The 24,906-nt window shown below is 65.3% G+C and carries 26 protein-coding genes and 1 pseudogene; 10 read left to right on the top strand and 17 right to left on the bottom strand.

Annotation, left to right across the window (positions count from 1 at the left end; translation table 11 throughout):
* Window positions 1–14: 14 nt before the first annotated feature.
* Both Q9K23_RS13570 and Q9K23_RS13565 read right to left on the bottom strand, forming a co-directional pair.
* Window positions 15–1,130, bottom strand: a complete 1,116-nt coding sequence (locus Q9K23_RS13570) for a maleylacetate reductase (RefSeq protein ID WP_338018375.1) — start codon at window positions 1,128–1,130, stop codon at window positions 15–17.
* A gap of 44 nt (window positions 1,131–1,174) precedes the next feature.
* Window positions 1,175–2,542, bottom strand: a complete 1,368-nt coding sequence (locus Q9K23_RS13565) for an FAD-binding oxidoreductase (protein WP_020790681.1) — start codon at window positions 2,540–2,542, stop codon at window positions 1,175–1,177.
* Between the two features lie 316 nt (window positions 2,543–2,858).
* Here Q9K23_RS13565 and Q9K23_RS13560 point away from each other — a divergent pair, with 316 nt between their 5' ends.
* Window positions 2,859–3,692, top strand: a complete 834-nt coding sequence (locus tag Q9K23_RS13560) for an IclR family transcriptional regulator (RefSeq protein WP_053776713.1) — start codon at window positions 2,859–2,861, stop codon at window positions 3,690–3,692.
* Window positions 3,693–3,743: 51 nt separating this feature from the next.
* On the opposite strand, the gene Q9K23_RS13555 is transcribed toward Q9K23_RS13560, so the two are convergent.
* From Q9K23_RS13555 to Q9K23_RS13545, 3 genes are read right to left on the bottom strand one after another with little or no spacing between them, the layout of a single operon-like run.
* Window positions 3,744–3,995 carry a hypothetical protein gene (locus tag Q9K23_RS13555; RefSeq protein WP_053776723.1) on the bottom strand — a complete coding sequence of 84 codons (252 nt, stop codon included), beginning with the start codon at window positions 3,993–3,995 and terminating at the stop codon, window positions 3,744–3,746.
* Window positions 3,996–4,038: 43 nt separating this feature from the next.
* The gene (locus tag Q9K23_RS13550) at window positions 4,039–4,536 is read right to left on the bottom strand and encodes a flavin reductase (protein ID WP_053776712.1); all 498 of its coding nucleotides are present in this window, start codon (window positions 4,534–4,536) and stop codon (window positions 4,039–4,041) included.
* Window positions 4,537–4,540: 4 nt separating this feature from the next.
* The gene (locus Q9K23_RS13545; protein WP_202927159.1) at window positions 4,541–5,401 is read right to left on the bottom strand and encodes an alpha/beta hydrolase; all 861 of its coding nucleotides are present in this window, start codon (window positions 5,399–5,401) and stop codon (window positions 4,541–4,543) included.
* Between the two features lie 332 nt (window positions 5,402–5,733).
* Here Q9K23_RS13545 and Q9K23_RS13540 point away from each other — a divergent pair, with 332 nt between their 5' ends.
* Window positions 5,734–6,666 (top strand): PDR/VanB family oxidoreductase, encoded by a 933-nt coding sequence (locus tag Q9K23_RS13540; protein WP_053776721.1) that lies wholly within the window; start codon window positions 5,734–5,736, stop codon window positions 6,664–6,666.
* 58 nt (window positions 6,667–6,724) lie between these two features.
* Window positions 6,725–7,339: a nuclear transport factor 2 family protein gene (locus tag Q9K23_RS13535; protein WP_020791203.1), complete on the top strand. Its 615-nt coding sequence runs from the start codon at window positions 6,725–6,727 to the stop codon at window positions 7,337–7,339.
* A 75-nt stretch (window positions 7,340–7,414) separates the two neighbouring features.
* Here the strand turns inward: Q9K23_RS13535 and Q9K23_RS13530 are convergent, their stop codons facing one another.
* The 4 genes from Q9K23_RS13530 to Q9K23_RS13515 all read right to left on the bottom strand — a co-directional run bounded on the left by Q9K23_RS13530 (window position 7,415) and on the right by Q9K23_RS13515 (window position 10,868).
* The gene (locus tag Q9K23_RS13530) at window positions 7,415–7,738 is read right to left on the bottom strand and encodes a hypothetical protein (RefSeq protein WP_152972660.1); all 324 of its coding nucleotides are present in this window, start codon (window positions 7,736–7,738) and stop codon (window positions 7,415–7,417) included.
* 99 nt (window positions 7,739–7,837) lie between these two features.
* The gene (locus Q9K23_RS13525) at window positions 7,838–8,347 is read right to left on the bottom strand and encodes an aromatic-ring-hydroxylating dioxygenase subunit beta (RefSeq protein ID WP_053776711.1); all 510 of its coding nucleotides are present in this window, start codon (window positions 8,345–8,347) and stop codon (window positions 7,838–7,840) included.
* A complete protein-coding gene (locus Q9K23_RS13520) occupies window positions 8,340–9,653 on the bottom strand; it encodes an aromatic ring-hydroxylating dioxygenase subunit alpha (protein WP_053776710.1) in 1,314 nt (437 codons plus the stop codon). Before Q9K23_RS13520 ends, Q9K23_RS13525 begins: the two co-directional genes overlap by 8 nt.
* Before the next feature lie 45 nt (window positions 9,654–9,698).
* Window positions 9,699–10,868 carry an acyl-CoA dehydrogenase family protein gene (locus tag Q9K23_RS13515; RefSeq protein ID WP_020791574.1) on the bottom strand — a complete coding sequence of 390 codons (1,170 nt, stop codon included), beginning with the start codon at window positions 10,866–10,868 and terminating at the stop codon, window positions 9,699–9,701.
* Window positions 10,869–11,037: 169 nt separating this feature from the next.
* On the opposite strand from Q9K23_RS13515, the gene Q9K23_RS13510 reads away from it, so the two are divergent.
* The 3 genes from Q9K23_RS13510 to Q9K23_RS13500 are packed head-to-tail and all read left to right on the top strand — an operon-like array spanning window position 11,038 to window position 13,155.
* The gene (locus Q9K23_RS13510) at window positions 11,038–11,496 is read left to right on the top strand and encodes a hypothetical protein (RefSeq protein WP_152972659.1); all 459 of its coding nucleotides are present in this window, start codon (window positions 11,038–11,040) and stop codon (window positions 11,494–11,496) included.
* A 41-nt stretch (window positions 11,497–11,537) separates the two neighbouring features.
* A complete protein-coding gene (locus Q9K23_RS13505) occupies window positions 11,538–12,848 on the top strand; it encodes an amidase (protein ID WP_053776707.1) in 1,311 nt (436 codons plus the stop codon).
* Between the two features lie 43 nt (window positions 12,849–12,891).
* Window positions 12,892–13,155 (top strand): DUF3263 domain-containing protein, encoded by a 264-nt coding sequence (locus Q9K23_RS13500; protein WP_020794329.1) that lies wholly within the window; start codon window positions 12,892–12,894, stop codon window positions 13,153–13,155.
* 16 nt (window positions 13,156–13,171) lie between these two features.
* On the opposite strand, the gene Q9K23_RS13495 is transcribed toward Q9K23_RS13500, so the two are convergent.
* The 3 genes from Q9K23_RS13495 to Q9K23_RS13485 form a co-directional block, all read right to left on the bottom strand.
* Window positions 13,172–13,639 carry an SRPBCC family protein gene (locus tag Q9K23_RS13495; protein WP_020794328.1) on the bottom strand — a complete coding sequence of 156 codons (468 nt, stop codon included), beginning with the start codon at window positions 13,637–13,639 and terminating at the stop codon, window positions 13,172–13,174.
* Between the two features lie 76 nt (window positions 13,640–13,715).
* The gene (locus Q9K23_RS13490; protein WP_053776706.1) at window positions 13,716–14,114 is read right to left on the bottom strand and encodes a helix-turn-helix transcriptional regulator; all 399 of its coding nucleotides are present in this window, start codon (window positions 14,112–14,114) and stop codon (window positions 13,716–13,718) included.
* A 44-nt stretch (window positions 14,115–14,158) separates the two neighbouring features.
* Window positions 14,159–15,436 (bottom strand): IS256 family transposase, encoded by a 1,278-nt coding sequence (locus Q9K23_RS13485; protein ID WP_053778630.1) that lies wholly within the window; start codon window positions 15,434–15,436, stop codon window positions 14,159–14,161.
* Between the two features lie 614 nt (window positions 15,437–16,050).
* Here Q9K23_RS13485 and Q9K23_RS13480 point away from each other — a divergent pair.
* A pseudogene (locus Q9K23_RS13480) lies at window positions 16,051–17,125 on the top strand (IS630 family transposase).
* A gap of 29 nt (window positions 17,126–17,154) precedes the next feature.
* On the opposite strand, the gene dnaB reads toward Q9K23_RS13480, so the two are convergent.
* Window positions 17,155–19,320 carry a replicative DNA helicase gene (gene dnaB, locus Q9K23_RS13475; RefSeq protein ID WP_261977917.1) on the bottom strand — a complete coding sequence of 722 codons (2,166 nt, stop codon included), beginning with the start codon at window positions 19,318–19,320 and terminating at the stop codon, window positions 17,155–17,157.
* A 652-nt stretch (window positions 19,321–19,972) separates the two neighbouring features.
* Between dnaB and Q9K23_RS13470 the strand changes: the two genes are divergently transcribed.
* Window positions 19,973–20,590, top strand: coding sequence for a hypothetical protein (locus Q9K23_RS13470; RefSeq protein WP_152972736.1), 618 nt, complete (start codon window positions 19,973–19,975; stop codon window positions 20,588–20,590).
* Between the two features lie 286 nt (window positions 20,591–20,876).
* On the opposite strand, the gene rplI is transcribed toward Q9K23_RS13470, so the two are convergent.
* The 4 genes from rplI to rpsF all read right to left on the bottom strand — a co-directional run bounded on the left by rplI (window position 20,877) and on the right by rpsF (window position 22,619).
* Window positions 20,877–21,329, bottom strand: coding sequence for a 50S ribosomal protein L9 (rplI, locus tag Q9K23_RS13465; protein ID WP_020793041.1), 453 nt, complete (start codon window positions 21,327–21,329; stop codon window positions 20,877–20,879).
* Window positions 21,330–21,350: 21 nt separating this feature from the next.
* Entirely contained in the window at window positions 21,351–21,605 is a 255-nt protein-coding gene (gene rpsR / locus Q9K23_RS13460; protein ID WP_020793036.1) for a 30S ribosomal protein S18, read from the bottom strand.
* A gap of 66 nt (window positions 21,606–21,671) precedes the next feature.
* Window positions 21,672–22,199, bottom strand: a complete 528-nt coding sequence (locus tag Q9K23_RS13455; RefSeq protein WP_020793040.1) for a single-stranded DNA-binding protein — start codon at window positions 22,197–22,199, stop codon at window positions 21,672–21,674.
* A 138-nt stretch (window positions 22,200–22,337) separates the two neighbouring features.
* The gene (gene rpsF / locus Q9K23_RS13450; RefSeq protein WP_020793037.1) at window positions 22,338–22,619 is read right to left on the bottom strand and encodes a 30S ribosomal protein S6; all 282 of its coding nucleotides are present in this window, start codon (window positions 22,617–22,619) and stop codon (window positions 22,338–22,340) included.
* Between the two features lie 171 nt (window positions 22,620–22,790).
* Between rpsF and Q9K23_RS13445 the strand changes: the two genes are divergently transcribed.
* Window positions 22,791–24,233, top strand: coding sequence for a hypothetical protein (locus tag Q9K23_RS13445; protein WP_053777210.1), 1,443 nt, complete (start codon window positions 22,791–22,793; stop codon window positions 24,231–24,233).
* 36 nt (window positions 24,234–24,269) lie between these two features.
* A complete protein-coding gene (locus tag Q9K23_RS13440; RefSeq protein ID WP_053777211.1) occupies window positions 24,270–24,848 on the top strand; it encodes a GNAT family N-acetyltransferase in 579 nt (192 codons plus the stop codon).
* The last annotated feature ends 58 nt before the right edge of the window (window positions 24,849–24,906 follow it).

Raw genomic sequence — 24,906 nt, 5'->3', positions numbered from 1 at the left:
TCCTTGGTGGTTGATCACACGCTCGGGCGGAGTTCCGTCGCGGGCGTACCCGCCCACGCGGCGCGGAGCAGCGCATCGATGGACTCACTGGTCACCGGCGCGGGATTGGACGGGGGCGCGATCGCCACCACGCGGCCGACGGCCTCGGGGATGTCGTCGGCTCGGAGGCCGAGAGCGGCCAGTGATCGAGGCGCAGCCACGTCGGTCCGCAAGGCCTCGAGGGCTTGGACGGCGTGGGGCGCCCCGCTTCTGTCGTCCACCCGATGGCCCAGAACCTCCGCAAGTCGACCGGAAAGTGCAGGCAGCTTGGGAGCATTGAGTGCCAGGACATACGGGAGGACCACAGCATGGGTCTGTGCGTGCGGCATGTCGAAAGTCCCGCCGAGCACATGGCAGATCTTGTGGTGGAGCCCCGACCCGGCCGACGCGAAGGCCACCGCGGAGAGATAGGTGCCGTAGAACGCGGTCTCACGGCCGGCAGCCGCCTCCTCGCCGTCGATGTCCGGCGAATCACCGGCGATGTCCCGCAGCGCCGCGGACAGCGCACGCGTCGCTTCGAGTGCCAATGCCTGGTTGATGGGATCGGCACGCGGGGCCCACAGCGCATCGACGCAGTGCGCCAGCGCATTCAGGCCGCTCGCGACTGCTAACCCAATTGGTAGCGTCGCCGCGAGATCAGCGTCGTAGATGACGCTGACCGGCAGCACCGCGCTATCGATCCCGGTTGTCTTGGTGCCGTTTTCGGTCAAGCCCCACATGTCGGTGCCTTCCGACCCCGAATAGGTGGTGGGCACCGCGATGATGGGTTGTCCGCCGGTGAGGGCGATGGCCTTCGCCAGTCCGGTCGCCGACCCGCCCCCGACCGCGATCAGGACGTCCGCGCCCGACTCACGTGCGACGAGACGCGCACGTTCGGCATTCTCGATCGGCACGTGTTGCCGCACCTCGTCGATGCGGACCACGGGCGGCAGTACCGCCGTCATTCGTTCGACCAGTCCCGAGTCCCGAGCCGACGCGATCAACAGGGGTTTACGAGCCCCGATGCGGTCGACCTCGTCACGGAGATGTCTGGTCACCTGACCCCGGCCGAACAGGACCCGTTGTTCATTTGTCACATGGACGAACTCCATGGCCATGGCGATACCTCCTTGTATGCCAGTTGATCGTGAACGCGTCAGTTGGTGTGGCTGTCCCGGAAGATTCCGTCGGGGTCGTACTGCTCGCGAACCCGACCCAGCTGTCGGCGCACGTCCGGCAGCCAGGCGCGGTCGACCTCGCCCGGCTCGTTGGCCTTTCCGATGTAGTTCGGGATCGTTCCGGAGCTCTTCAACCTGTCCACGCAGCAGTGCAGGGCACGGATCTGATCCGTGATCACCGTGTCGATCACGTCGGGCTCCGCGCCGATCACGTGGAATGCGTACGCGGCGTCACGTCCGGTCACCGCATTGCTCGACGTCCTCGGCGAGGCCAGCGCGCCGCCCAGGCGTTGCAGACCCACCGAGACGAGGGGGACGTCGTCGTAGGAATGTTGCGGTCCGGCAAGTGCCAGGATCGCGTCGACGGCCTCGTCGTCGAGGTCGTCGAGATAGATTCCGCCGTCGGCGACGGTCACCGGGGCCATCGTGTCCTCGCGCACCCTTCCCGGCTCATGGAACACCGGTTCGGCCGATCGGAGAAGAGGTTCGACCAATTCGAGACCGTCGGATTCGTCGCCGACGTAGATGTGGATCAGTTCGAGCAGGGTTTGGCCACGGAGCGGTTCGGGGAGTTCGGGATCGTCGGGCATCCGGACCAGGTGGGCGTAGGTGTTCATGGTGTCGGGGATGCCGCCACACCATCGCACCCAGTCCCGAAGCACCGCCTCGACATCGGTTGCCGCATAGTACCACGCGTTGCCGTGCACGGTGTCGAGAGGCACGAGCCTGGCCGTCATCGCGGTGACGATGCCGAGCCCGTGATTGCCGCCCCGCAACGCCCAGAAGAGCTCGGCGTGGTGTTGGTCGTCGACCGTGAGCGCACGCCCGTCGCCGGTCACGACGTCGAACGAGATGACCGCGTCGGCGCCATAACCGTAGGTCCGGCCGAGTGGCCCCAGGCCTCCACCCAGCACGTACCCGACGGCACCGACACCCGCATCGGATCCGGACAGCGGCGTCAGGCCGAAGGGGGCCGCAGCGTCGGCGACTTCCTGCCACTTGGTGCCGGCACCGATCCTGGCGGTATTCGTGGCCGGGTCGACGGTCACCGACCGCAGCCCGCGGGTGCGCACGAGGATTCCGTCACTCACCCCGCGATGGAAACCGTGTCCTTCCCCGAGCGCGGTCACCGGTAGCCCGGCTTCTCGCGCCAGGGTGACGATGGCGACGACATCGTCGACGCCGGTCGGCCCGACGGCCACCGGCGGCGTATGGGCGAACGCCAGATGAAATCCCGCGACCAGCTCGCCGTACCGAGCGTCCGACGGTGTCGCAACCTCGCCTCGTAGCCTGCCGCGGAGCGCCTCGACGACACCTGATGCCGTCACCGTGATATCGGCGGTCATCGGGCTCGCACGCTTTTCGCCTCGGGGCTCTCGACTCGGGGGCGGCGGGCCGCGGGCTCGGGGAGATGGGACAGGTCAGGGTGGCGCACGGTGCTCCTCGCAGACGGCTGGCGATCGGGTCCTCGGCACGATCACACAGCGTTCGAACCCTCGACCACGCTCCGGTTCGCTGACCGAACCCAGCCGAACGCGAGTCGTTGTCCAAATGGACAACGTTTCACATTCGTAACTTGAACCGGCTGCAACCGGAAACACAATCTGCGCAGAATTCTGTTGTCCAAATGGAAAACGCCCAGGCAAGGCAGCGGGAGCAAGAATGGTCAACATCAACACAGCGTCGAACATCGCCGAGACCGAAACGGTCGAGATCGGCAGCGGCGCCACCACCCATCCGATCTCCGTCCTGGGCAAGGCGCATCAACTGCTGGCGGCGTTCGGTGCGGGCCCGAGCACTATGGGTCTCACCGAACTGAGCCGGCGCTCGGGTGTTCCGAAGGCGAGCGCCCACCGGTTGGCCATGGAACTGTCGTCCCTCGGATTGCTGGAGCGGACCCCCGACGGCTACCAACTCGGCTGGCGCATGTTCGAACTCGGACAGCTCGTTCCCGGACCCGCGAGCCTGCGGTCCATGGCTCGGCCCGCCCTGATGGACCTGCGCTCGGCGACCAAGGGCGTCACCCACCTGGCGGTACCGCAGGGTTCGGAGTGTGTCTACCTCGAGCGGTTCGCCGGACGGCGCGAGATGCGTCTTCTGGCTTCCGTCGAATACCGCGTCCCGATGCACACCACCGCTTCCGGTCAGCTGTTCCTCGCCTACGGCGATTTCACCCCGAGCGAGCTCGACGCCGCGACCATGCCCCACCTCGGGATCACCCGTCGCGAACGTGACCTACGTTTCGCGTCCATCCGTGAGCGCCGCTACTCGGACGAGAACCAGCGCTGCGTGCCCGGATACAAGACCATCGCGGTCCCGGTGTTCGGTCCGGCGACCGGCGGAGTCGTTGCCGCCATCTCGATCTCGATGGCGGCCGAGCGCCGCGACGACCAGAAGGTTCTTCACGCGCTGTGGTCGGCCTCGGCCGACATCTCGCGCGGGCTCGGCGGCCCGGCGACCCGGCCGCGCCGCAGTCCCGAGCGTTGGGCGGTCTGATGTTTCCTGCTGCCGGAGAGCCACACGCGCGTCTCCGGCAGCAGCGCGTCATCAGCTCTGGTCGGCCCAGGAGGCGTCGGCCTCCCAATAGTCCATGCCACTTGCACTCTGCGAGTGTCGCCAGTCCGATGTACGTCGCAGGGACGGCTCCACCGTCGCGGTGACCCGGTCCGCCGCGTCGGGACCGTCTTCCGGCACTCCCCAATGGACCCAGCCGAGTTCGCGGCCGGCGGCATCGTGGACGAACAAGTCCACATGCTTCCACCCCCACCCGTGGGTGTCGTTGTAACAGACGAGCGTCATGCGCGGAGTCTCACTGTCGGCCGTGGTCGAACCGCCCCCGCCCTCACCCGACGGCATGAAACTCTCGCTGGAAGTAGACGAGGCCGCCGCCGTCGGCGGAGGTGAGCACGGTGTCGATCTCCACGAAGAGCACCGAATGCGAGCCGTGCTGAGCCACCGTCGAGATCCGGCCCACCAGTGAGGCCATCGATCCCTCGAGGACAGGAACACCATGGCCGGCGAGATCCCACCGCTCGTCGTCGAACCGCTTCTCCCGCGGGATGTCTGTGGCGTTCGCGAAGATCAACGCCACGTCCTGCTGCTCCTGGCCGAGCACGTTGATACCGATACGACCGTTCGACACGAACGCGTCATGCGCGGTGGCCGTCTGATTGACGCACACGGCCATCGTGGGCGGCGAGTCCGTCACCGAGCACAATGCGGTGACCGTCGTACCCGCACGGCCGTGTTCGCCGTCGGTCGTGACCACGCCGACGCCGGCGGACAGGTTCGCCATCGCGCCGCGAAATGCCAGTTGGGTCGGCGAAAGCTCTGCGGTCATCGGTTCACACCCCTACTTTGTCGAAGAATTCCTCAAGCGCGGCAACCACTTCGGCCGTCTTGTGTTCCATGACCGGCACAGTCCCACCCACGATCTCGACCATCTCGACCGACGTTGCGTTGGGATAGGCCGTCAGGACGCGATCACGATGCGGATAGGACACCGGGTCACCGGTGTTGGCGAGGATCAGTATCGGTGCGGACACCAGGTCGACACGGTCCTCCATCCGGTAACGGGCACAAGCGAGGTGACCTTCGGCAGGATCGACGCCGGGTGCCAGTGCATCGCGGATGTACCGGTTGAGGATGTCGGGGCGGTGATCCGGATAGACCGGTGCTCGCTTGCTCCACAGCACCTGGAGATGGGAACCGTCGTCCTCGACGGTCGCGACGTCGACATCACCGGCGGTTCCACCCTCGACTTCCTCACCGTGCATCTCCCGGGTCACGGTGTCACGGAACTCCGCGTCCGCGTACTCGGCGCCAGAGAGCACCAGGGCGGCAACGCGATCAGGAACCGCCGAGGCCACCTCCGACGCCACGAAACTCCCGGTGTGATGGCCCACGATCGAGAACTTCTCGATGCCGAGGGCGTCGAGGAGAGTGATCGCGCCGAGGGCGTACTGTTCGATCGTCTGCGGCGTTCCCACCGGCGGTTTCGCCGACAGACCGAATCCGTACATGTCCATCGCGATGACGCGACGGTTGGCTGCGAGCAGCGGTAACACCTCACGGTATTCATCCCAGGAGCGCGGGGTCTGGTGCAGCAACAGCACCGGAGCACCTCCGCCCCCGCCCGCCTCCGCGTAGTGCAACTGCCCCAGGTCGGTGTCGGCGTAGCCGCATCGAACGGTCACGTCGGTCATGGTTGTGCTCCTGACTCGAGTCCACAGTGTCGCCGACCACGATCGCAGCCGCGAGACCTCGGCGGAACGAACGGGTTCGCTCACCGAACCCCGTTGCAGCAAAGAACTTTCCATCTTCCCGCTCGGCACCATCCGGCTGTGGGTTCGGTCACCGGACCACATCATGTCGCCTGGTCGGGCGTACGAGAACAATCGGCACCGTAGGGCGCCGCCTGCGCGCGCCCTCAGCACGAGAAAGGGCCACCGTGACAACAATCTCGGAGGACGCAGGGACCTCCCCCGCCGTCGGATCATCGTCAACCGCGGAGCTCGGCGGATCACACACCGCGGTCATCGACGAGGTCGTCGAGGAGACCCGCGACGTGCGGGTCCTCCGACTCGTCCGCGAGGACGGATCGCCGTTCCGTCCCTATGAGGCCGGCGCGCACATCGACGTCACAGGTCCGACGGGCGTTCTCCGCCAGTACTCGCTCTGCGGTGAACCGTCCGATCTGTCGGGGCTGCTGATCGCCGTGAAGCGCGAACCGGATTCGAGGGGTGGCTCCCGGGCCCTGCACGAGGTCGTTCCGGGAGACCGCCTCACGATCGGCGAACCGCGCAATCTCCTCGCGATCGACGACGGCGCCGATCAGCACGTCCTCGTCGCCGGCGGCATCGGGGTCACCCCGCTGCTGAACATGGCACACGAACTCCACCGCCGCGGAGCGGCTTTCACACTCCTCTATTTCGCCCGCTCCCGCGACGAGATGGCGTTCGCCGATCTCCTCTCGAGCGGCGTCGAGTTCAGCTCGAACGTGCTCCTGCACCCCGGGGTCCCGCGACGGGAGCAACCCGCGATCCTCCGCTCGATCAGAGAGACGCTCACGCCGCGCAGTCACGTATACACCTGCGGGCCGGATGGATTCATGGAACAGGTCTCCGAGGTGTTCGGCGAGACCGTCGGCGCCGGACACGTCCACATCGAGAACTTCACCGCCAAGGACATCGACACCGCGGGCGACCGTCCGTTCGTCGTCGAGATCGACGGCGAATCGTACGATGTGCCCGCCGATCGCACGATCCTGCAGGTTCTCGAGGAGCACGGGATCGAGGTCTTCAAGTCATGCGAAGAAGGCGTTTGCGGATCCTGCGTCTCCGGAGTCCTCGACGGTGTACCCGACCACCGCGACAACTGCCTTTCCGCCGCCGACAAAGCCGCCAACAACGAGATGGCGCTGTGTGTTTCGCGGGCACTGACGGAGAAACTCGTCATCGAACTCTACTGACGTCATCTGGTCCTGATTCGCCAGGACGACTCGTCCATCAACAAGAGAAGGAAAGCCCATGACCGACAACGCCACGATCGAATCCCTCGTCAAGCGCATCGAAGCCCTCGAGGCCGAAGCGGACATCCGCCGAATCCAGGCCCGCTACATGTTCCTCTGCGACACCCCCTGCCCCGAGTTCGGAGTCGTGGACGACGCGCAGCGAATCGAGCTCATCCTCGATCTGTACACCGAAGATGCCGTGTGGGAGGGCGTCGGCGAGTACTACGACAACCAGTTCGGCCGGGCCGTCGGCAAGGATGAACTGCGTGCGCACTTCAATCGGTTCTGGCCGAAGGAGCAGAACCCCCGCCTGCTCCTGAACGCCCACTACCTCACGTCCGAGCAGATCCATGTTCACGGCGACGAGGCCGATGGCCAGTGGATTCACTTCCAGCCGTGGCTCTTCGAGGACGGCAAGTCGCTGATCCGCGGTAGCCGTCTGAACAACGCGTTCCGTAAGGTCGACGGCGTCTGGAAGATCACGCGCACCCGCACCGAGAATGTCGCGATCGTCGACCTGCCGGACTTCTTCGCCTCGAGCTACCCGTCGGAGTCGTTCCTGCTCAAGGCTCCCGGCACCGACCACACCAACGATCACGTGTACGCGGACAGCACCGCCGCCGACTCCTGATCGGCCGTATCCACGACGAAGCCGTGGGTCACCTCCGAGATCTCGGTGGTGACCACGGCTTTGTCGTTGACGGCTCTACGCGGATGCGCCGGCCACCGGGACGACGTGTGCCCGTAGGTGCGATCCGTCCCCGTCGGTCCACCCCTTCGATCCGGCGTACTCGACCATCTTCCCGAAAGCGCTGTACCACTCGGGATCCTCGGCTCGACCTGACGATCGGACGAGCTCGTCGACGGAGACCCACACGTGTTCGACACCGTCCGCATACCCCAGTCCACCCAGAGCACGATTCAGTCCCGGCTCGGTCACCTCGCCGTGAACGTCGACCTGGAACCTCTTCAGATCGTCCGCCTCTGCTACTGCCATCCGCTCTTCGGCGGGAAACACCAGAATCCTCATTCTGAACCTCTCACTGTTTTCTTGCCCGACACAGAAAACGGGCGTCCTGGGGACTCGGGAAGCCCCAGGACGCCTGTCCTCGTGATCACTGCTGTTGCGTCACAACAGGAAACCCGCGGCGGGAACCGGCGAGTCCGAGTCGATCAACCTGATGACCTTCCTGGCGATCTGGTCGTCGCCTTCCGAGACGCCCAGCCGGATGGTGTATTCGACGTCGGCCGCCCACAGGTCATGGCGTCCGCGCTTGAAGGCCACGACCACCTGCCCGGCCGCGATCTCCACGATCTCGTCGGTCACCGCCACCGGCATGAAACGGGAAACCGTACGGACCGTGTTCGCCGCGTCGACGGCCGAAATCGCATAGCCCTCGATCAGGCGTTTGACACGTTCCTCGCGTAACCGCTTGTCGTCGAACACCATGTTGAGGGCGTTGTCGAAATCATTGGTCGACGCGTCGACGGGGATCACATAGATCGCGTCGTCGGCGTAGAGATCTTTCCACTCGACGTAGTCCTTCTTGTCGAGCAGATAGGCTTCCCGCCAGATCAATTCGATCGCACGCTGGACACGCACGTCTGCCAGGCGACTCGTCACGATGGCCTCAGTCATCACTCATCATCTTCTTCCACATCTGATAGGCGGCACGCATTCCCGATTCGTCGGTGCTGTGCGAAGTCGGCCAACCCTCCGGTGCGAGGGTTTCGCGATTCAGGCCACGGTTCACCATGATGGGCATCTCGGGCGACGTCTGCGCGCCCCGCTGAACCCGTTCCCACCCCTCCGCATCGTCCGGAGTTCCGAAACCGAAAGGCCCCTGGAAGTTCTCGTGGATGCGCAGGCGCTCACGGATGACCGGTCCCGCGATCTCCGCGGGCGCGTCCGGCCCGAGGGCGACATGTTCGATCACCGTCTCGTCGACACTGATCGGCCGCAGGACACGGAAGAACGCCGAGGACAGGCCCACATTCGGGAACAGGTTGAGGTTCGAACCGGTGCCGTGCATCGACCGGACCAGCTTGCGGATCTGTTCGTCGTCGACGCCGGCGGACTTCAGTTCCGCCACGAGATCGTCGAACCGGGGCTGCAGCGGCTCGGAACCGTCGTCGTCATCGAGGTCGATGTGCTCGGGGACCATGTGCATGACGCTGTGGCCGTTCCCCAGGTCGTGGCACGTCGACGCCGGGTCGGTCATGAAGCTCAACATGTCGGCCGTCTCGGCGTCGACAGAGGCCATCCACGATCGATGCACGATCGGGAAATGGTAACCGTCGGTGGTGTTCTCGAGCTGGATCTTCCAGTTTCCCTTGAACTTGAAGCGATGTGTGCCGATGACCTTGATCGGGTACCCGCCACCCTGCTTGAGGAACCGGTCCGCCCAGAGCTTGACGTCGCCGAGGAACTCCTCGAGCGGTTCGGCGTCCTCGTTGAACGTGGCGAAGATGATGCCGCGGTAGCTCTCGGTCCGCAGGGTCTTCAGGCCCATGTCCTTCTTGTCCATGACGCCTTCATAGCCGTCGGGGTAGGGAATCCCGCGCAGCTTCCCATCCAGACCGTAAGACCACGCGTGATACGGGCACGTGAAGCCGTTTGCCTGCCCGCTGGGTTGTTCGCACACGCTCGCGCCGCGGTGCCGGCAACGGTTGACCAGGGTGCGGAACTCGCCGCGACGGTCGCGGGTCACGATGACCGGATTCCGGCCGACGTAGGTCGATTTGAAGCTTCCCGGCTTGGGCAGCTCGCTTTCGTGTGCTACCCAGATCCAGGTCTTCTCGAAGATGTTCTTCATCTCGAGTTCGAAGATCTCTGGATCGGTGTACACGCGGCCTGCCACGCGATCACTCTGGACGAGGTCCGCGGGGGCCAGGTCGTGCACGTTGTCGGCGGTTATCTCGATGTCCAGGTCGTTGATGCTCATGTCATTCCTCCTCCAGCACGGGTGAATCGGTGTCAGTCCGGGGTGTCATAGGAAGCCCGGCGTGGTCGGTTGCAGGCCCAGCAACACCGCGCCCGCGTCGTCGTACATGTGTTGACTCAACGAGGCATGGAGCTGGGGAACCTGGGCATCCATGCGAATCTGGTTGAGGGGGTGTGAATTGTTGATGATCGCTGCACCCGAGATCGCGGAGATGTCGTGCACGACCTGACTCGCGACGTCGGACATGTTGACCGCGCTCAGACGGATACGGGCCTTCTGCTCGTCGCGCGCCTCATCACCGGCACGCACCGTCTCCCACACCTCCTCTGCGACATCGAGGAAATACGCCCGCGCAGACTTCAGCGCCACATAGGCTTTCGCGAACTCGGTGCGATGGTAGGCGCGTTCGCCGACCGGCGGCGCCCCTGTGATCCCTCGGTAGGAGCCGGCCTGCTGCGCGTAGTCCAGGGCAGCCTGCGCGACTCCGAGTCCGATCGCGGCGTGGCATTGCGCCTGGTAGCCGATCAGCGGATACCGGAACAGGGGCTCGTCGATCAGCGGTTTGCCGCCGCGGACGAACGTCCAGTCCAGAGGGATCTCGGCGTCCTCGACCATCGTGTCGAATGACCCCGAGGCCCGCATACCCGACACGTCCCAGTTGTCCACCGTGGTGACGCGGGATGCGGGAAGGACGGCTGCACGCGGTTTGCCCCCGGCCGACTCGTCCAGCAACCCGACACTGATGTAGTCGGCGGCCATACAGCCGCTCGCGAACTTCCAATGCCCGCTGACGCGGAAACCGGTCTCTGTCCGTTCTGCCTTCTGCATGGGAAACAGACCACCCACCGCGACGACATCCGGTCCGTTCCTGTAGATCTCGGCTTGCGTCTCGACGGGCAGGGCACCCAGATATGTGTTCGACGACGCGAAGGCGACAACCCAAGCCGTGGAACCGTCCACACGTCCGATTCGCTCCACCATCGTGAGGAACTCATGGGGCGGGATCACCTCACCCCCGAACTTCTCCGGGGTCGCGTGACGGTAGACACCAAGAGGGAAGAACTTCTCGATGAAATCGCGTGGTACGTAGCCCTGTTTGTGAAACTCCGAGCGCCTCTCGGCGAGCTCGGTGAGAACCTCGTCCCAGGCCGGATCGCACGTACTGTCTGTGTCTCGCATAGTCGTTTTCTTCCTCACCTTCTCGACTTTCTGCATGGTTCAGCAGCAGAACGAGTGGATCGAGAGCCCGGACCGCTCACCGGACTCACCTGACCGACGAGGCATTTCGTGGTCCGCGGTGGTCCGCTCATCGAACCCTCCGATGGCGCCCGCGGGATTGTGGACGGAGAGTTCCACCACCGACGTACCGATCCCGGAGGTGACCGTGACCGTGGCTCTCGATCCACCCCAGAGTCTGTCCACCGAGAGTTTCTTCATCGCGGTGGTCGACCGAGCCTGCGACCTGAAGCGCGACCAGGACGCGTTCACCGACACCGGTGAGCAACCGGTGGTGTTGTCATGCGCCGATCTGCCGACCGCACAGCGGGCGTCACAACGTCTGCGCGAGAAGACTTCTGACGGACTGACGGTGGTGCCGATCGTCGAGGTGGTCGCGACGGGGCGGGCGGCATCCCACCACGTGTCCGTTCCGCACAACTCGCGGTCGGTGTCGAGCCTCGCCATCGATCTGGGCCTGCTCGCGATCGCCCGGGGGGTCATCGTCGTCGTCCCCGAAGCCGCCGATGTGGACGGATTCCGGGAGCGCGTCGTCGAAGAGATGACAGCGCAGGGCTATTCGACCCGCACGACGATCCCCGGATGGACGACCGTCCCGCGCGGTTGACGGGCTACACATCGTCCCACCGGACAAACACTGGAGGAGAGATGAACACCGACCACTGGAGCCTCCCGCTCGGTGATCAGGCCGCTGCGGTGCGCGACGGTGTCCTCAGCGCGCGCGACCTGGTCACGCAAACCCGGGAACAGATCGCCGGCCGGGAACCTGATCTCGCGGCGTGGGTCACGTTGTCCGACTCCGTCGTCGACGACGCCGGGGCGATCGACGCCCGTGCTGTCGATGCCCGGCCGGGAGACCTGCCCTTGTGCGGGATCTCCGTCGGGGTCAAGGACCTCATCGACGTGGCCGGCCTGCCCACCCGCGCCGGGAGCGTGACGACCTCTGACCGTCCCGCGGCATCGGATGCGGCGTGCATCGCCCGCCTGCGCGAACTGGGCGCGGTGATCCAGGGAAAGACGGTCACCACCGAATACGGCTACTTCGCCCCGGGACCGACGCGCAATCCACATGCTCTGGACCACACTCCCGGAGGCTCGTCGAGTGGGTCGGCGGCCGCGGTCGGCGCGGGTACCGTCCTGATCGCGTTGGGCACCCAGACAGCGGGCTCGCTGACTCGACCGGCGTCATACTGCGGGGTTGCCGGGATGGTGCTCGCGCAGGGGTCCGCGAGCCTCGCCGGTGTCACCGGAATGTCCGAAACCCTGGACTCTCTGGGCATTCTCACGCGCACCGTGGACGATCTCCACTACGTCTACTCGGCTTTCACCGGCGATCCCGCGTCGGCGTCCGGTGAGACCGCGGGCACTGAAGTACTCATGTGGAGGGGCAGCGACCTCGGCGTCCTGGATCCCGCGATGCTCGATCTCATTGAATCGCTCCCGGCGATCCTCTCGACCGCAGGGCTCGGCTACGGCCGGCTCGAGTGGGACGATGCGGTGCGGACCCTCTCCGACGATCACTCGACCGTCATGTCGTACGAGGCGAGTCGGAGGCTCGCACCGGTCCACACAGCCCAATCCGAGTCACTGAGTCCGCAGTTGCGTGCCCTGCTCGATGACGGACGTCTGGTGCGTGATTCCGCCCACCGGGACGCCTTGGATCGTCGAGATCTGGCCCGCACCGAGCTCTTCTCGATCATCGGGGACAACGCGGTGATCGTCGGACCCGCCGCCCTCGGCCCGGCGCCCGCCGGCCTCGACGCGACCGGCTCGCCGATCCTCAGCAGGCCGTGGCAGCTTCTCGGCCTGCCCGTCGTCGTCGTCCCGGGAGCCCGCGACGATCAGGGTCTGCCCCTGGGACTGCAGGTGATCGGCCGCCCGGGTCGAGAGGCGCAGCTCTTCGAGGTCGCTCGCCGACTCGAGGCCGCGTTACAGGCAGAACGCACTGCAGCGCAGTGACGACGACCGACCTACCCGCCCGCCACTCTCAGAGGAGGAAGCCATGACCGTCCATCAACTCCGTCCGAACAATGAGCGACGAAACCTCCCTGCCGACAACCAGACGACGCCCCTGGACTTCCTGGCGCAGTGGTACCGGCACGGCGGCGGCTCTGACCAGGAGATTTTCGAAACCTTCGGGATCACCTCTCGCGAGTACTTCTCCCACATACTCGAGACACTGGACGACGAGCACAGCGATTTCTCGGTCGCCACGGTGGCAGCCATCAGATCGGTGGCCCGGAGACGCCTCTGGCTCGCGTCGTGAGGTGACAGCACGGGGATCAGGCGAACCGCTGCGCGAGCGCGCGCAGCGTGTCCTCGATGCCCTGACCGTTCTTCTTGTCGTAGCCGATCAGTTCCATGATCTTGGGGATCCTGAGCGTCGAGTAGTCGAAGGTCTCGGTGACCTGAGTGGTCGTCGGTGAGGTGGCCTCCAGCTCCCAACGCCAGCGATGGCCCATGGGGTGTTTCCATTCGACGACTTTGTCGGTCTGGACGTCGGTCGCGGTGGAGGTGATGGTGTACGGGACACCGAACTGCTTCATACCGACACTGAATCGCGCACCGGGAGTGAGCTTCTCCGGCCCCTTGACCGGCGTGTCGCGCACCGTCCCCGAACCGTCGAGTTCGTGGTGACGATGCGGATCGGCGATGAGGGCGAAGACCTCGTGGGCCGGTGCGTCGACGACGATGCGCCGTGAAACACGATGTGGGCCCGAGTCAACGGTGGTGACGGTGTCGGATGCCATACATCCAACGTACGCGGACCGACCGGCCTCCTCGGGAGATCGGTCGGTTCGCGTCTCGTGAAACGAGACAGTTCACTCAGTCGGCGGAACGCTTACGACGCGGCTGCCACACGACGAGGGCGTTGGTCCGGGGCACCGGGACGAGCTCGCCGCCGCGGCGGTTCCGCGACGCGGCGACCTCGTCGGTGAGCTCACGGACGCGCTGCTGCAGCGCCTCGACCTGATTGCTCAGATCGATGATCCGTTTGATACCTGCGAGGTTGACACCCTCCTCCTGCGAGAGACGCTGGATCTCACGCAGGAGGTCGACATCGCGGGAGGAGTAGCGGCGACCGCCGCCACTCGTCCGCTGCGGGGTGACCAGACCGAGGCGGTCATAGGTCCGCAGGGTCTGAGCATGCATGCCGGCGAGCTCGGCGGCCACCGAGATCATGAAGGTCGCGCCGTCGGCGTCGAAGTTCTTCTGACCGGCCATCACTCATCGCCGAGTTATTGTCAAGACCTGTGGATGGGCGAGTTTCAGGCGGCCTCCTCGGAGTCTGAGTTGGGGTCGGGTTCGACGAGTTTGCCTTTTTCGAAGGTGGCGCCGTCACGGACCAGTTTCACCAGGTGCGGTGCGTTGACCGCCCGCCATTTCGATTGGGCAGCCTCGATCAACTTGTAGGCCATCGCGATGCCGGCGGCCCGTGATCCGGGGCCTTTGGTCACCTTGGTCCGCAGTCGCACGGTCGCGAACGTGGACTCGATCGGGTTGGTGGTGCGCAGATGTATCCAGTGTTCGGCCGGGTACCGGTAGAACTCGAGTAGCACGTCGTCGTCATCGACGATCTTGGCCACGGCCTTCGGGTACTTGGCGCTGTAGGCTTTCTCGAACGCGGTGATCGCTTGGCGGGCGTGGTGTTCGTCTTCGGCGTTGTAGATTTCCTGCATCGCCTTGATCGCGTTGGGGTGGGCTGATTTCGGTAGCGCAGCAAGAACATTGGCTTGTTTGTGGAACCAGCATCGTTGCTCACGCGTGTCGGGGAACACCTCCCGGATCGCGGCCCAGAAGCCGAGCGCCCCGTCCCCGACGGCCAGAGCCGGCGCCGGCATGCCGCGGCGTTTGCACGACCGCAGCAGATCCGCCCACGACTCGGTCGATTCCCGATACCCATCAGCGACTGCGATGAGTTCCTTCTTGCCGTCGGCGCGGACCCCGATCATCACCAGCAGGCACAGCTTCTCCTGCTCCAAACGCACCTTGAGGTGGATACCGTCGACCCACAGGTACACATAGTCGGCGGTGATAGCCCGGTCGGCGAAGGCGGCGGCCTCTTTCTGCCATTGCTTGGTCAGCCGGGTGATCGTGGCCGCCGACAGTCCGGCGCCCGACCCCAGGAACTGCTCGAGCGCCGGCCCGAAATCACCCGAGGACAGCCCATGTAGATACAGCAACGGCAGCACCGCGGAGATCTCCGGACTCTTACGCGCCCACGCGGGCAAGATCTTCGACGAAAACTTGTGCCGCTCCTCGGTTTCGGGGTCGACACGCTTGTCATTGACCCGCGGTGCTTTCACCGTGACCGCACCCGCGGCGGTCATCACCTCCCGCGCGTTGTGGTACCCGTTACGGACTACCAGTCGGTGCCCGTTCTCGTCGACCTGATCGGCGAACTGGTCGATGTAGGCGGCCACCTCCGCGCGTAGCGCCGCGGCAAGCATCTGTCGGGCGCCGTCACGCACGATCTCATCGAGGATCGAGCGGCTCTGATCGTCGGCCGGGTTGGAACCTTCATTGGTGTTGACTACCGTGAGCACGAGGCGTGCCTTTCCGCCAGCGCTGCAACGCTGACTTGATCAAGTGACTACCGGGATCATATTTGCGGGAAGGCACGCCCTCCCAGATCCACAGGTCTTGATCATTCCTCTTGATCAGATGGCGCAGAGTCTGACTGACCTCGAACGGGTGCGAGGCTCGATCGTCACCAGCAAGAGAGCTATCAGGCCTCACCCCGAAGTCGTTGGGGTCACCAATCCGCTCAGCCAGGCGCTCTATCGCCTCGGCGGGCTTAGCCCACTTTGCCCGGATAGTCTCGCTCGAGGCCATCGCCGGCGTCGCCCCACGGGGTGCCGAAACACACCCCGTCCGGCAGACCGGTGGTTATCCGAAGCGACACGATTCCGTATGTTCCAGGAATACGTGTGGCAGTTCCTCGGTAGCGCCATCGACCATCTCCGGCTGGTCGACGAGCCTGGCAGCAAACTAACGACTACCGTTTGCGTTCGCGACACTAGCTCGCACAGCCATCACGAATACTGCGACCGCAGTGGCTTCTTGACGCGACGAAGCGACAGGTCGTTCCTCAAGCCCACCCGTCTAGTGGTTCGTGTCGTTAGTTCCTAAATTCTTGTGGATTTGTGAGAATTACCGCATGGCGAATTCTCCGGCCCCAGCATTGATCCTTCGGGATGGTGATCGGGATGTGTTGTTGTCGTGGACGCGTGCCACGACGATCTCTTCGGGCCTGGCGTTGCGTGCCCGGATCGTGTTGCTGGCCGCTGACGGGCTCGCGAACGCACGGATCGCGGACGCAACCGCAACGACCACGACAACGGTATGGAAGTGGCGTAAACGCTATATCCAGCAAGGCATATGCGGTCTCGACGATGCCCCTCGGACCGGGCGACCCCGACATGTCGATCCCGAACGGATCATCACCACAACACTGAAGCCACCACCGAAGAAGTACGGGGTCACCCACTGGTCCTCACGGTTGCTGGCCGAGCACCTCGGTATCGGTAACGCCACGGTGGCCCGGGCATGGCGGGCCTACGGGGTACAACCCTGGCGAACCGAGACATTCACGTTCTCCACCGACCCGGAGTTGGTAGCCAAGGTCACCGACGTGGTCGGGGGAGTATCTGGCCCCACCAGACAATGCGATCGTGCTGTGTGTGGACGAGAAAAGCCAGATCCAAGCGTTGGACCGGACCGCCCCCATGCTGCCGGTCCGGCCCGGTGATGTGGAACGACGTACCCATGACTACAAGCGTCACGGAACCACGACGTTGTTCGCCGCGTTGGAGATCGCGACCGGACAAGTCACCGCAGCAGTCAAGCCGAAACACCGGCGCCAGGAGTTCCTGTCGTTCCTCCGGCAGATCGACCGCGCCTACCCTGACCAGGAACTGCACGTGGTCATGGACAACTACGCCACCCACAAGACCCCCGAAGTACGGGCCTGGCTACAGGCGCACCCGAGGTTCCACACCCACTTCACCCCGACTTCGGGTTCCTGGCTCAACCTGATCGAGGTGTGGTTCGCGATCATCGACCGACAAGCGATCCGCCGCGGCATCTTCACCAGCGTCACCGACCTCAACGCCAAGATCCGGCAATTCATCACCGGCTGGAACAATCGGAAACACCCATTCGTCTGGACCAAGACCGCCGATGAAATCCTGAAAAAGGCCAACCGTCAAACAATTTCAGAAACGAACCACTAGTCTCAAGACTCACCGATAGCGGCAGCTACTCAGCCACGCGCCATATCCACGAACTTCGACAGGTGAAGTTGGTGTGCCACAGTGATTGTCGCGGTCGGACCGTTACGGTGCTTGCCGACGATGATGTCGGCCTCGCCGGCACGCGGGTCGTCACGCTCGAAGGCGTCGGGGCGGTGCAGCAGGATCACCATGTCGGCGTCCTGCTCCAGCGAACCCGACTCGCGGAGGTCGGAGACCTGTGGCTTCTTGTCGGTACGCTGCTCGGGTCCACGGTTCAGCTGGCTGATCGCGATCACCGGAACCTCGAGTTCCTTTGCCAGCAGCTTCAATTGGCGGGAGAACTCCGAGACCTCTTGCTGTCGGGACTCGACCTTCTTACCCGAGGTCATCAGCTGCATGTAGTCCACCACGACGAGTTTCAGGTCGTTGCGCTGCTTGAGACGACGCGCCTTGGCGCGGATCTCCATCATCGTCAGGTTCGGTGAGTCGTCGATGAACAGCGGAGCCTCGGAGATCTCGCCCATCCGGCGGGCCAGTCGCGTCCAGTCGTCGTCGGTCATGGTGCCGCCGCGCATGTCGCCGAGCTTGACCTTCGCCTCCGCCGACAACAGGCGCATGACGATCTCGGTCTTGCTCATCTCCAACGAGAACATGGCGCCGGTCAGGCCGTTGTGGATCGAGCACGACCGCAGGAAATCCATTGCGAGAGTGGAGTTGTGGGTGGGAACCATCGCCTCACCGGCGAGGTAGAGGTGCTCCTCGTTGTCCACCTGCACGCATCGCACGGGCACGCTGTCGACCGGACGGACCGACACCACCCGGCGGACACCGGATCGACGACGGAGTTCCTTGTGCCGCACCGCTTTGTGATGGACGGTGAACACGTCGTCGTCGGCGTCGACGCGCAACCAGCCGGTGGCCGAACGGCGGTAGGTGTAGCCCAGACCGGCCACCAGGTCGGCCACCACCTCGGTCATGTGACGGGTGGCGGCGGGCACGATGATCCAACCGTCGTCGTCGACGATCGCGCGGGCGTCGAGCAGTCCGGCGAGCAGCGCACGACGCTGCGCGATCGAACCGCGCAGGTACTCATAGGGAATCCGGCCACCGAGGTCGGCCATCAACGTCATCACGTCGACGGGCCCCTCGGCGTCGATCCGCATGCCGATCTCGGGGTCGTCGAAGGCCATCCCGGCCAGGGCGGCTACGGTGTAGGGCCCGTAGGCGAAGTTGCGGCGCGGCAGCTCCAGCGGCCGGGTGTTGCGGATGACCGCACTGCCGACATGCCCCCGCAGGGTCTCGGTGGTCATCACCTGGGTCTGGTCGTCGACGTCGGCGACCCACTGGTGCTGGGCGTCGGCGACGAGGACGTTGCCGTCGCTGAACTCGACCTCGAAGCACGGCCGGTCGGTCATCACCTCGGTCGCCGCGACGACCGTGGTGGGGCGACCGTGTGCGTCGAGCAACCGGTCGCCGACGGCCACCCGACCCATGGTGGTCCAGCCGGTGGGCGTGGGCAGCGGGGTGTCAAGGGCGAGCGCCTTGCCGACACCGGGGCGGGCCGCGACGATGATCATCTGCCCCGGGTGCAGCCCGTTGGTGAGCTTGTCGAGGTCGGCGAAGCCGGTGGGGACGCCCAGCGACAGACCGCCCCGCGAGGCGATCGAGTCGATCTCGTCCATGGTGGGCTGCAGCAGCTCTTCGAGCGGGACGTAGTCCTCGGCGGTGCGGCGCTCGGTGACCTCGTACACCTCGGCCTGGGCGCGGTCGACGACCTCGGCGACGTCCTGGCCGTCGGCGCCGGCATAGCCGAACTGCACGATGCGGGTGCCCGCCTCGACGAGTCGGCGCAGGATGGCCTTCTCGGCGACGATCTCCGCGTAGTAGCCGGCGTTCGCCGCGGTCGGCACCGTCGAGATCAGGGTGTGGATGTAGGGCGCACCGCCCACGCGGCGCAGTTCGCCTGCGCGCTCGAGCTCGGCGGCGACGGTGACCGCGTCGGCGGGCTCACCACGCCCGTAGAGCTCCAGGATCGCGTCGTACACGGCCTGATGGGCCGGGCGGTAGAAGTCCGCGGGACGGATGCGCTCGACCACGTCGGCGATGGCGTCCTTGGACAGCAGCATGCCGCCCAGGACGGACTGTTCGGCGGCCATGTCCTGCGGAGGCTGCCGGCCGAACTCCTCGGCCGGGATGTCGGCGTCGTCGAAGTCGTCCTTGCGGCCCTTGCCGCGGAAATCGCCCTTGCCTTTCCGGCCGCCGTCGAATCCGCCGTCGTGCCCCCGATCATCGACAACAGCCACTGAACGTCAACCTTCCACCGAACGGGGCCGGCGCCGAGATCGACACCGAAACTTCCCCTACAACCGGGATCAACCATTACCCCGCGACTCCGACAAAAACGGGGCCGGATTCCCTCCCATGCCACGTGTGCAATGGTCTGTGCGCTGACCTTAGGGGCTGCGGCGGCACCAGCTCAAACCGTCCTGTGCATGAACCTGTGCAGCGATTGTGGAGGGCGTGTGAGCAGCGCAGGAGCCGTTGTGCACCCACTGTGGAATATCTGGGGAATTCGCGTGTGAATGCTCCCATCCGTGCAGGTCAAGGCGGTTCTCAAATTCCACAGGCACAACTTCTTTGTTCCCACGGCGTGTCGGGGGAATGTGGATGCCGGGCGTGTTGTGATACTCGACAACTCACAGTTGTTGACCAGCCGATGAACTCTGCGTGGAACAGGGTTGACCAACGCTTGGGACGACGAATGCGGAGATGTGACTCACAACCGACCCGCGCTGTGTTGCAATGGGGACCGTGCACAGGTTCCGATCGTCGGCCGGTGTCGCCCGCATGATCGCCACCGTCGGGGTGTCGGCGGCAATCATCCTCGGGCTTCCCGCGACCATGTCTTCCCCCGCCGCGCAGGCCGCGCCTGCGGGCCCCACGATGCCGGTCGAGTTCGACCTGGCCCGGTACACACCGGTCGATCCCGACCACTACCGTTCCCTGGCCTACGCCGACAACGGACGCTCCTTCTTCACCACCGGCAGGTGGATGTGCCAGGTGGGCCCGCAATACCGCTACGTCGGCTGTCAGGGCCGTCCGGCCACGGCCCCACGCAACGCCCTGGGTGCGGCGATCGCCGGCGACCAGCAGGGCCCGTGGTGGGTTCAGCCGGGTCTGGGTGACCCGACCTACCGGTTCGGTTCCAAGACCGGCTTCCGGCCGCCGCAGCTGCGCGTCGGTCAGCGGGTGACGATCGGCGGGGTCACCTGCACGGTCCCGCGCGCCGACACCGTCGCCTGCCGCACCGGTGCTCGTGCCCTGATCTTCACCCCGGGCTGGCACAAGTTCTTCTTCCCGGCCTGGGACACCAAGGCGCACAGCGCGAATCCCGCCCCACGGTATCTGCCACCGCGGTTGCAGTACTGGAACCAGCTTCCGGCGTCACCCCCGCCGCCGAAGTAGCGGGCCTTCGCCCGGTCAACGGATTCGGGCGCCCAGTCAACGAACTCGAGGGCCCAGTCAACGGATTCGGGCGCCCAGTCAACGGATTCGGGCGCCCAGTCAACGAACTCGAGGGCCCGGTCAACGCGTTCGAGGGCCCGGTCAACGGATTCGAGCGCCCGGTCAACGCGTTCGAGGGCCCGGTCAACGCGTTCGAGGGCCCGGTCAACGAGTTCGAGGGCCCGGTCGACGACAAAACCCGCCGGACACTGTGTGCCCGGCGGGTTTCGTTGTGTCCGTGCAGGTGTCAGCCCGCGACGACGGCAACCTCGACGGTTGCGGTGACGTCGGCGTGCAGGTTCACCACGACCGGGTACGAGCCGGTGGCCTTGATGTGGCCCTTGGGGAACTCGACGTTGCGCTTGTCGACGACCGGTCCACCCGCAGTACGGATGGCGGAGGTGATGTCGGCGGCGGTGACCGAACCGAACAGCTTGCCCGAGTCGTGGGTCTTGACGGTCAGCGAGACGCCGGACAGACCCTCGAGGGCCTGCTTGATCTCGTTGGCGTGCTCGAGGCCACGCACCTCGCGGGCGGCCTGCGCCCGGCGGATGTCCTCGACCTGCTTCTCCGCGCCACGGGTGGCCTTGATGGCCAGCCCACGCGGGAGCAGGTAGTTGCGGCCGTAGCCGTCCTTGACCTCAACAGAATCGCCGGCCTCGCCGAGGTTCTCGACGGCAGCAGTCAGGATGAGCTTCATGTGTGTTCTCTTCCCTTCCGCTTATCGGCTGGTCGAGGTGAAGGGCAGCAGGGCCACCTCACGCGAGTTCTTGACGGCCACGGCGACGTCGCGCTGGTGCTGCACGCAGTTGCCGGTCACGCGACGCGAACGGATCTTGCCGCGGTCGGACAGGAAACGACGCAGCAGCGCGGTGTCCTTGTAGTCGATGACGGACTTCTTGTCCTTGCAGAAGGAACACGCCTTGGTCTTGGTGACCTTTTCGACGCGAACCTTCCGGCCTTTTTGCTTAGCCATGTGTTGCTCCAGTCAAAATGCTTGCGAACGCACGTGGGTAGACGTCGCCACAGGTTCGCGTATGTATCAGAAAGGTGGTTCGTCGTCCCCGCCGAACGACGACGACCCACTGCTCGCGGGTGCAGAGCCCCAGGGATCGTCGGGCACCGACTGCGCCGATCCGCCTCCGCTGCGGGCTGCGCCGCCACCGGAAGACGAACCGAAGCCGCCGCCACCACCGCCACCGCCGCGCGAGGCCCGATTGACCTTGGCGGTGGCATATCGCAGCGAGGGGCCGATCTCATCGACCTCGAGCTCCACGACCGTGCGCTTCTCACCCTCGCGGGTCTCGTAGGAACGCTGCTTGAGCCGTCCCTGAACGATGACGCGGGAGCCCTTGGTCAGGCTCTCGGTGACGTTCTCCGCAGCCTCACGCCAGATGTTGCAGCGGAGGAACAGCGCTTCGCCGTCCTTCCACTCGTTGGTCTGGCGGTCGAAGGTACGCGGAGTGGAGGCCACCGTGAAGTTGGCCACCGCGGCACCCGACGGCGTGAACCGGAGTTCCGGGTCGGCTGTCAGATTGCCAATGACGGTGATGACCGTATCGCCTGCCATGTGTCTCCCCTTGGTCGTGGTTGGGCACTCGTCGATCGATGTGCACCGGGCTGCGGCCACGAACGGATCGTGGCCTCATGGGTGTCACCCTAGGGCCCGGTACCGACTAACTCGGCACATCCAGAAGAAGCCTGTGGATTACTTCCGCAGGACCTTGGTACGCAGCACCGACTCGTTCAGCTTGAGCTGGCGATCCAGCTCGCTGACCGTCTTCGGCTCGGCGTTCAGGTCGACGACGGCGTAGATGCCCTCGGTGTGCTTGGCGATCTCGTAAGCAAGACGACGCTTGCCCCAGATGTCGACGTTGTCGACCTTGCCACCATCAGTGCGGACCACGTTCAGGAACGTGTCCAGCGACGGAGCAACGGTGCGCTCGTCCAGATTCGGGTCGAGGATAACCATCAATTCGTAATGACGCATGTGACCACATCACCTCCTATGGGCTCATCGGCCACGGACTGTCCGCGGCAGGAGGGTCGCCTGCGTCGGCAACCCGTCCAAGATACACGAGGTTGCCCTGACCTGCGAAATCGTCCTCTTCGCCCAGGGTAGCCGGGCATGGGACGTCGACGACCCCCTACCCTGTAGCCCATGTCTGAGGGCCTGAACACCCTGTATCGGTACGGGCGTTTCACGTTCTCGCGCCGCGGGGACATGGTGCTGATCCTGACGGTGTCGCTGCTGCTGACACTGTTGCTGCTGGCCTGGGGACACCAGGTGAAGGCGGCGTGCGGTGGCGAACCGTACTTCCCCGACGGGCGCAGTCACCGCTGGCCGGTGGGCGACCCGAACGCGATCGTCCCCTGCTATTCGGACCTGATGTATCTGTGGGTCGGACGCGACATCAACAATCACGTCTTCCCCTACATCCACGGCGGGATCGGCGCCGACGGCCAGCTGTTCGGCGGCGTCGTCGAGTACCCGGTGCTGTCGGGGCTGCTGATGTGGCTGGGCGCGATCGGTGCGCACACCGACCTGCAGTTCTTCCAGCATTCGGCACTGCTGCTGGCACCGTTCGGTCTGGCCATCACCATCATGCTCGCGGTGCTGACCCGCTGGAACGTGCTGTGGTGGGCGGCCACACCGCCGCTGGTGCTCTACGCCTTCCACAACTGGGAGCTACCGGTGGTGGCCACCACCGTCGCCGCGGTCGCGGCCATGGCATGGGGTGCGAGCCTGCATCCGGCGACCGGGGAACGGCGGTGGAGTCTCCGCACGAGCGGGATCGTCGCGTCGGTGCTGCTGGCGATCGGGTTCTGTCTGAAGCTCTATCCCGGGTTCTTCGTCCTACCGCTGGCGATCTACGTGCTGACCCGCGGCGACGGCGCACCGGTGGTCGCCGGCGCCCGCAAGGCACTCGACTGGGTGGGCGCGGTGTGGGTGGCCGCGGCCGCGGCGATCACAGTGATCCTGGTGCAGTTGCCGTTCATGATCCTCGGCTACGACGGCTGGAAGGCGGCACTGACGTTCCAGGGCAAACGCCGGGCCGACGTCGACACCAACTCGATCTGGTACTGGGGTCTGCGGCATCTCACCGGTGGCCAGAACGACACCTACAACTCACTCGTCGGGGTGCTCTCACCGATCCTGATCGTCGCGTCGTTCGCGCTCGCGATCTACCTGGGATGGCGGGTGTACCGCAATGGCGGGGCCTACCCGTGGCTCGGCGTGTGCGCGGCGATGCTGGCCGGGTTCATGCTGTTCCACAAGGTGCACTCCCCGCAGTACACGCTGTGGATCCTGCCGCTGTTCGTGCTGCTGCGGATTCACTGGTCGGTCATCGTCGCCTACCTGATCGCCGACCTCTCCCTGGATCTCACGATCTTCCGGCTGTTCGGCATCCTCACCTCGGGCGCCCCGATGAAGTGGTGGGTGATCGGCGGGGTGAACCTGGGCGTATGGGTGCATGCGGTGCTGCTGGTCTATCTGATCTTCGGGTTCGTCCGCGCCGGGATGCGGGAGCCGCTCGCATCGATCGGCCGCCGGCCGGCACCGGAGGAACCAGAGTCGACGCCGGTGCCCGCGCCGGTCTGATCTGCCCCGGGATCCCCCATCCGTGAGGAGACGATGATGAGTTCCTGGCTCGGTACCGGCGCCCTTGTCGGTGAGCGGGTGACCTTGCGGCCGTTCACCGTCGACGATGCCGACGAACTCGCACAGGTGGTCGCCGACCCGGATCGGTTCCGCTGGACGTCCGGAGTGCCCACCGACGTCGACGCCGCACGTGCCTGGATCGATACCGCACTCGCAGATCCAGAACACCGGGTCGCCTACGCCGTCGTCGACAACACCGACGGCACCCTGCTGGGGTCGACGAGCTTCTACGACATCGACGCCACTTCTCTGGCAACCGCGATCGGCTACACCTTCTACGCCGAACGGGTTCAGGGGACGACGGTCAATCCGACGGCCAAGTTCCTGCTGATGCGGCACGCCTTCGAGGACTGCGGCGCAGTGCGGATCGTGTGGCACACCCACGCCGAGAACGCACAGTCCCGTTCTGCCATAGCGAAACTCGGAGCCCAGTTCGAAGGACTCCTACGCAAGCACCGCCGGTTCGGTGACGGATGGCGCACCACCGCCCAGTACGCGATGATCGACGACGACTGGCCGGAGGCGAAAGCCCGCTTGCTGGATCGGATCTCGTAGGTTTCGGTTCCGGTTTCCGACCGCGGCTCAGCGTGGTTCGGATGCGACGGGATGAGCT

This window comes from Gordonia sp. NB41Y (assembly GCF_030718915.1).
GTDB lineage: Bacteria > Actinomycetota > Actinomycetes > Mycobacteriales > Mycobacteriaceae > Gordonia > Gordonia desulfuricans.
This window is presented reverse-complemented; position numbering and strand designations above follow the sequence as displayed.

Coding starts and splice junctions, on each gene's coding strand:
- Q9K23_RS13570 (WP_338018375.1), bottom strand. CDS start 1,130: ATGGAGTTCGTCCATGTGACAAATGAACAACGGGTCCTGTTCGGCCGG.
- Q9K23_RS13565 (WP_020790681.1), bottom strand. CDS start 2,542: ATGACCGCCGATATCACGGTGACGGCATCAGGTGTCGTCGAGGCGCTC.
- Q9K23_RS13560 (WP_053776713.1), top strand. CDS start 2,859: ATGGTCAACATCAACACAGCGTCGAACATCGCCGAGACCGAAACGGTC.
- Q9K23_RS13555 (WP_053776723.1), bottom strand. CDS start 3,995: ATGACGCTCGTCTGTTACAACGACACCCACGGGTGGGGGTGGAAGCAT.
- Q9K23_RS13550 (WP_053776712.1), bottom strand. CDS start 4,536: ATGACCGCAGAGCTTTCGCCGACCCAACTGGCATTTCGCGGCGCGATG.
- Q9K23_RS13545 (WP_202927159.1), bottom strand. CDS start 5,401: ATGACCGACGTGACCGTTCGATGCGGCTACGCCGACACCGACCTGGGG.
- Q9K23_RS13535 (WP_020791203.1), top strand. CDS start 6,725: ATGACCGACAACGCCACGATCGAATCCCTCGTCAAGCGCATCGAAGCC.
- Q9K23_RS13530 (WP_152972660.1), bottom strand. CDS start 7,738: ATGAGGATTCTGGTGTTTCCCGCCGAAGAGCGGATGGCAGTAGCAGAG.
- Q9K23_RS13525 (WP_053776711.1), bottom strand. CDS start 8,347: ATGACTGAGGCCATCGTGACGAGTCGCCTGGCAGACGTGCGTGTCCAG.
- Q9K23_RS13520 (WP_053776710.1), bottom strand. CDS start 9,653: ATGAGCATCAACGACCTGGACATCGAGATAACCGCCGACAACGTGCAC.
- Q9K23_RS13515 (WP_020791574.1), bottom strand. CDS start 10,868: ATGCAGAAAGTCGAGAAGGTGAGGAAGAAAACGACTATGCGAGACACA.
- Q9K23_RS13505 (WP_053776707.1), top strand. CDS start 11,538: ATGAACACCGACCACTGGAGCCTCCCGCTCGGTGATCAGGCCGCTGCG.
- Q9K23_RS13500 (WP_020794329.1), top strand. CDS start 12,892: ATGACCGTCCATCAACTCCGTCCGAACAATGAGCGACGAAACCTCCCT.
- Q9K23_RS13495 (WP_020794328.1), bottom strand. CDS start 13,639: ATGGCATCCGACACCGTCACCACCGTTGACTCGGGCCCACATCGTGTT.
- Q9K23_RS13490 (WP_053776706.1), bottom strand. CDS start 14,114: ATGGCCGGTCAGAAGAACTTCGACGCCGACGGCGCGACCTTCATGATC.
- Q9K23_RS13470 (WP_152972736.1), top strand. CDS start 19,973: ATGATCGCCACCGTCGGGGTGTCGGCGGCAATCATCCTCGGGCTTCCC.
- rplI (WP_020793041.1), bottom strand. CDS start 21,329: ATGAAGCTCATCCTGACTGCTGCCGTCGAGAACCTCGGCGAGGCCGGC.
- rpsR (WP_020793036.1), bottom strand. CDS start 21,605: ATGGCTAAGCAAAAAGGCCGGAAGGTTCGCGTCGAAAAGGTCACCAAG.
- Q9K23_RS13455 (WP_020793040.1), bottom strand. CDS start 22,199: ATGGCAGGCGATACGGTCATCACCGTCATTGGCAATCTGACAGCCGAC.
- rpsF (WP_020793037.1), bottom strand. CDS start 22,619: ATGCGTCATTACGAATTGATGGTTATCCTCGACCCGAATCTGGACGAG.
- Q9K23_RS13445 (WP_053777210.1), top strand. CDS start 22,791: ATGTCTGAGGGCCTGAACACCCTGTATCGGTACGGGCGTTTCACGTTC.
- Q9K23_RS13440 (WP_053777211.1), top strand. CDS start 24,270: ATGAGTTCCTGGCTCGGTACCGGCGCCCTTGTCGGTGAGCGGGTGACC.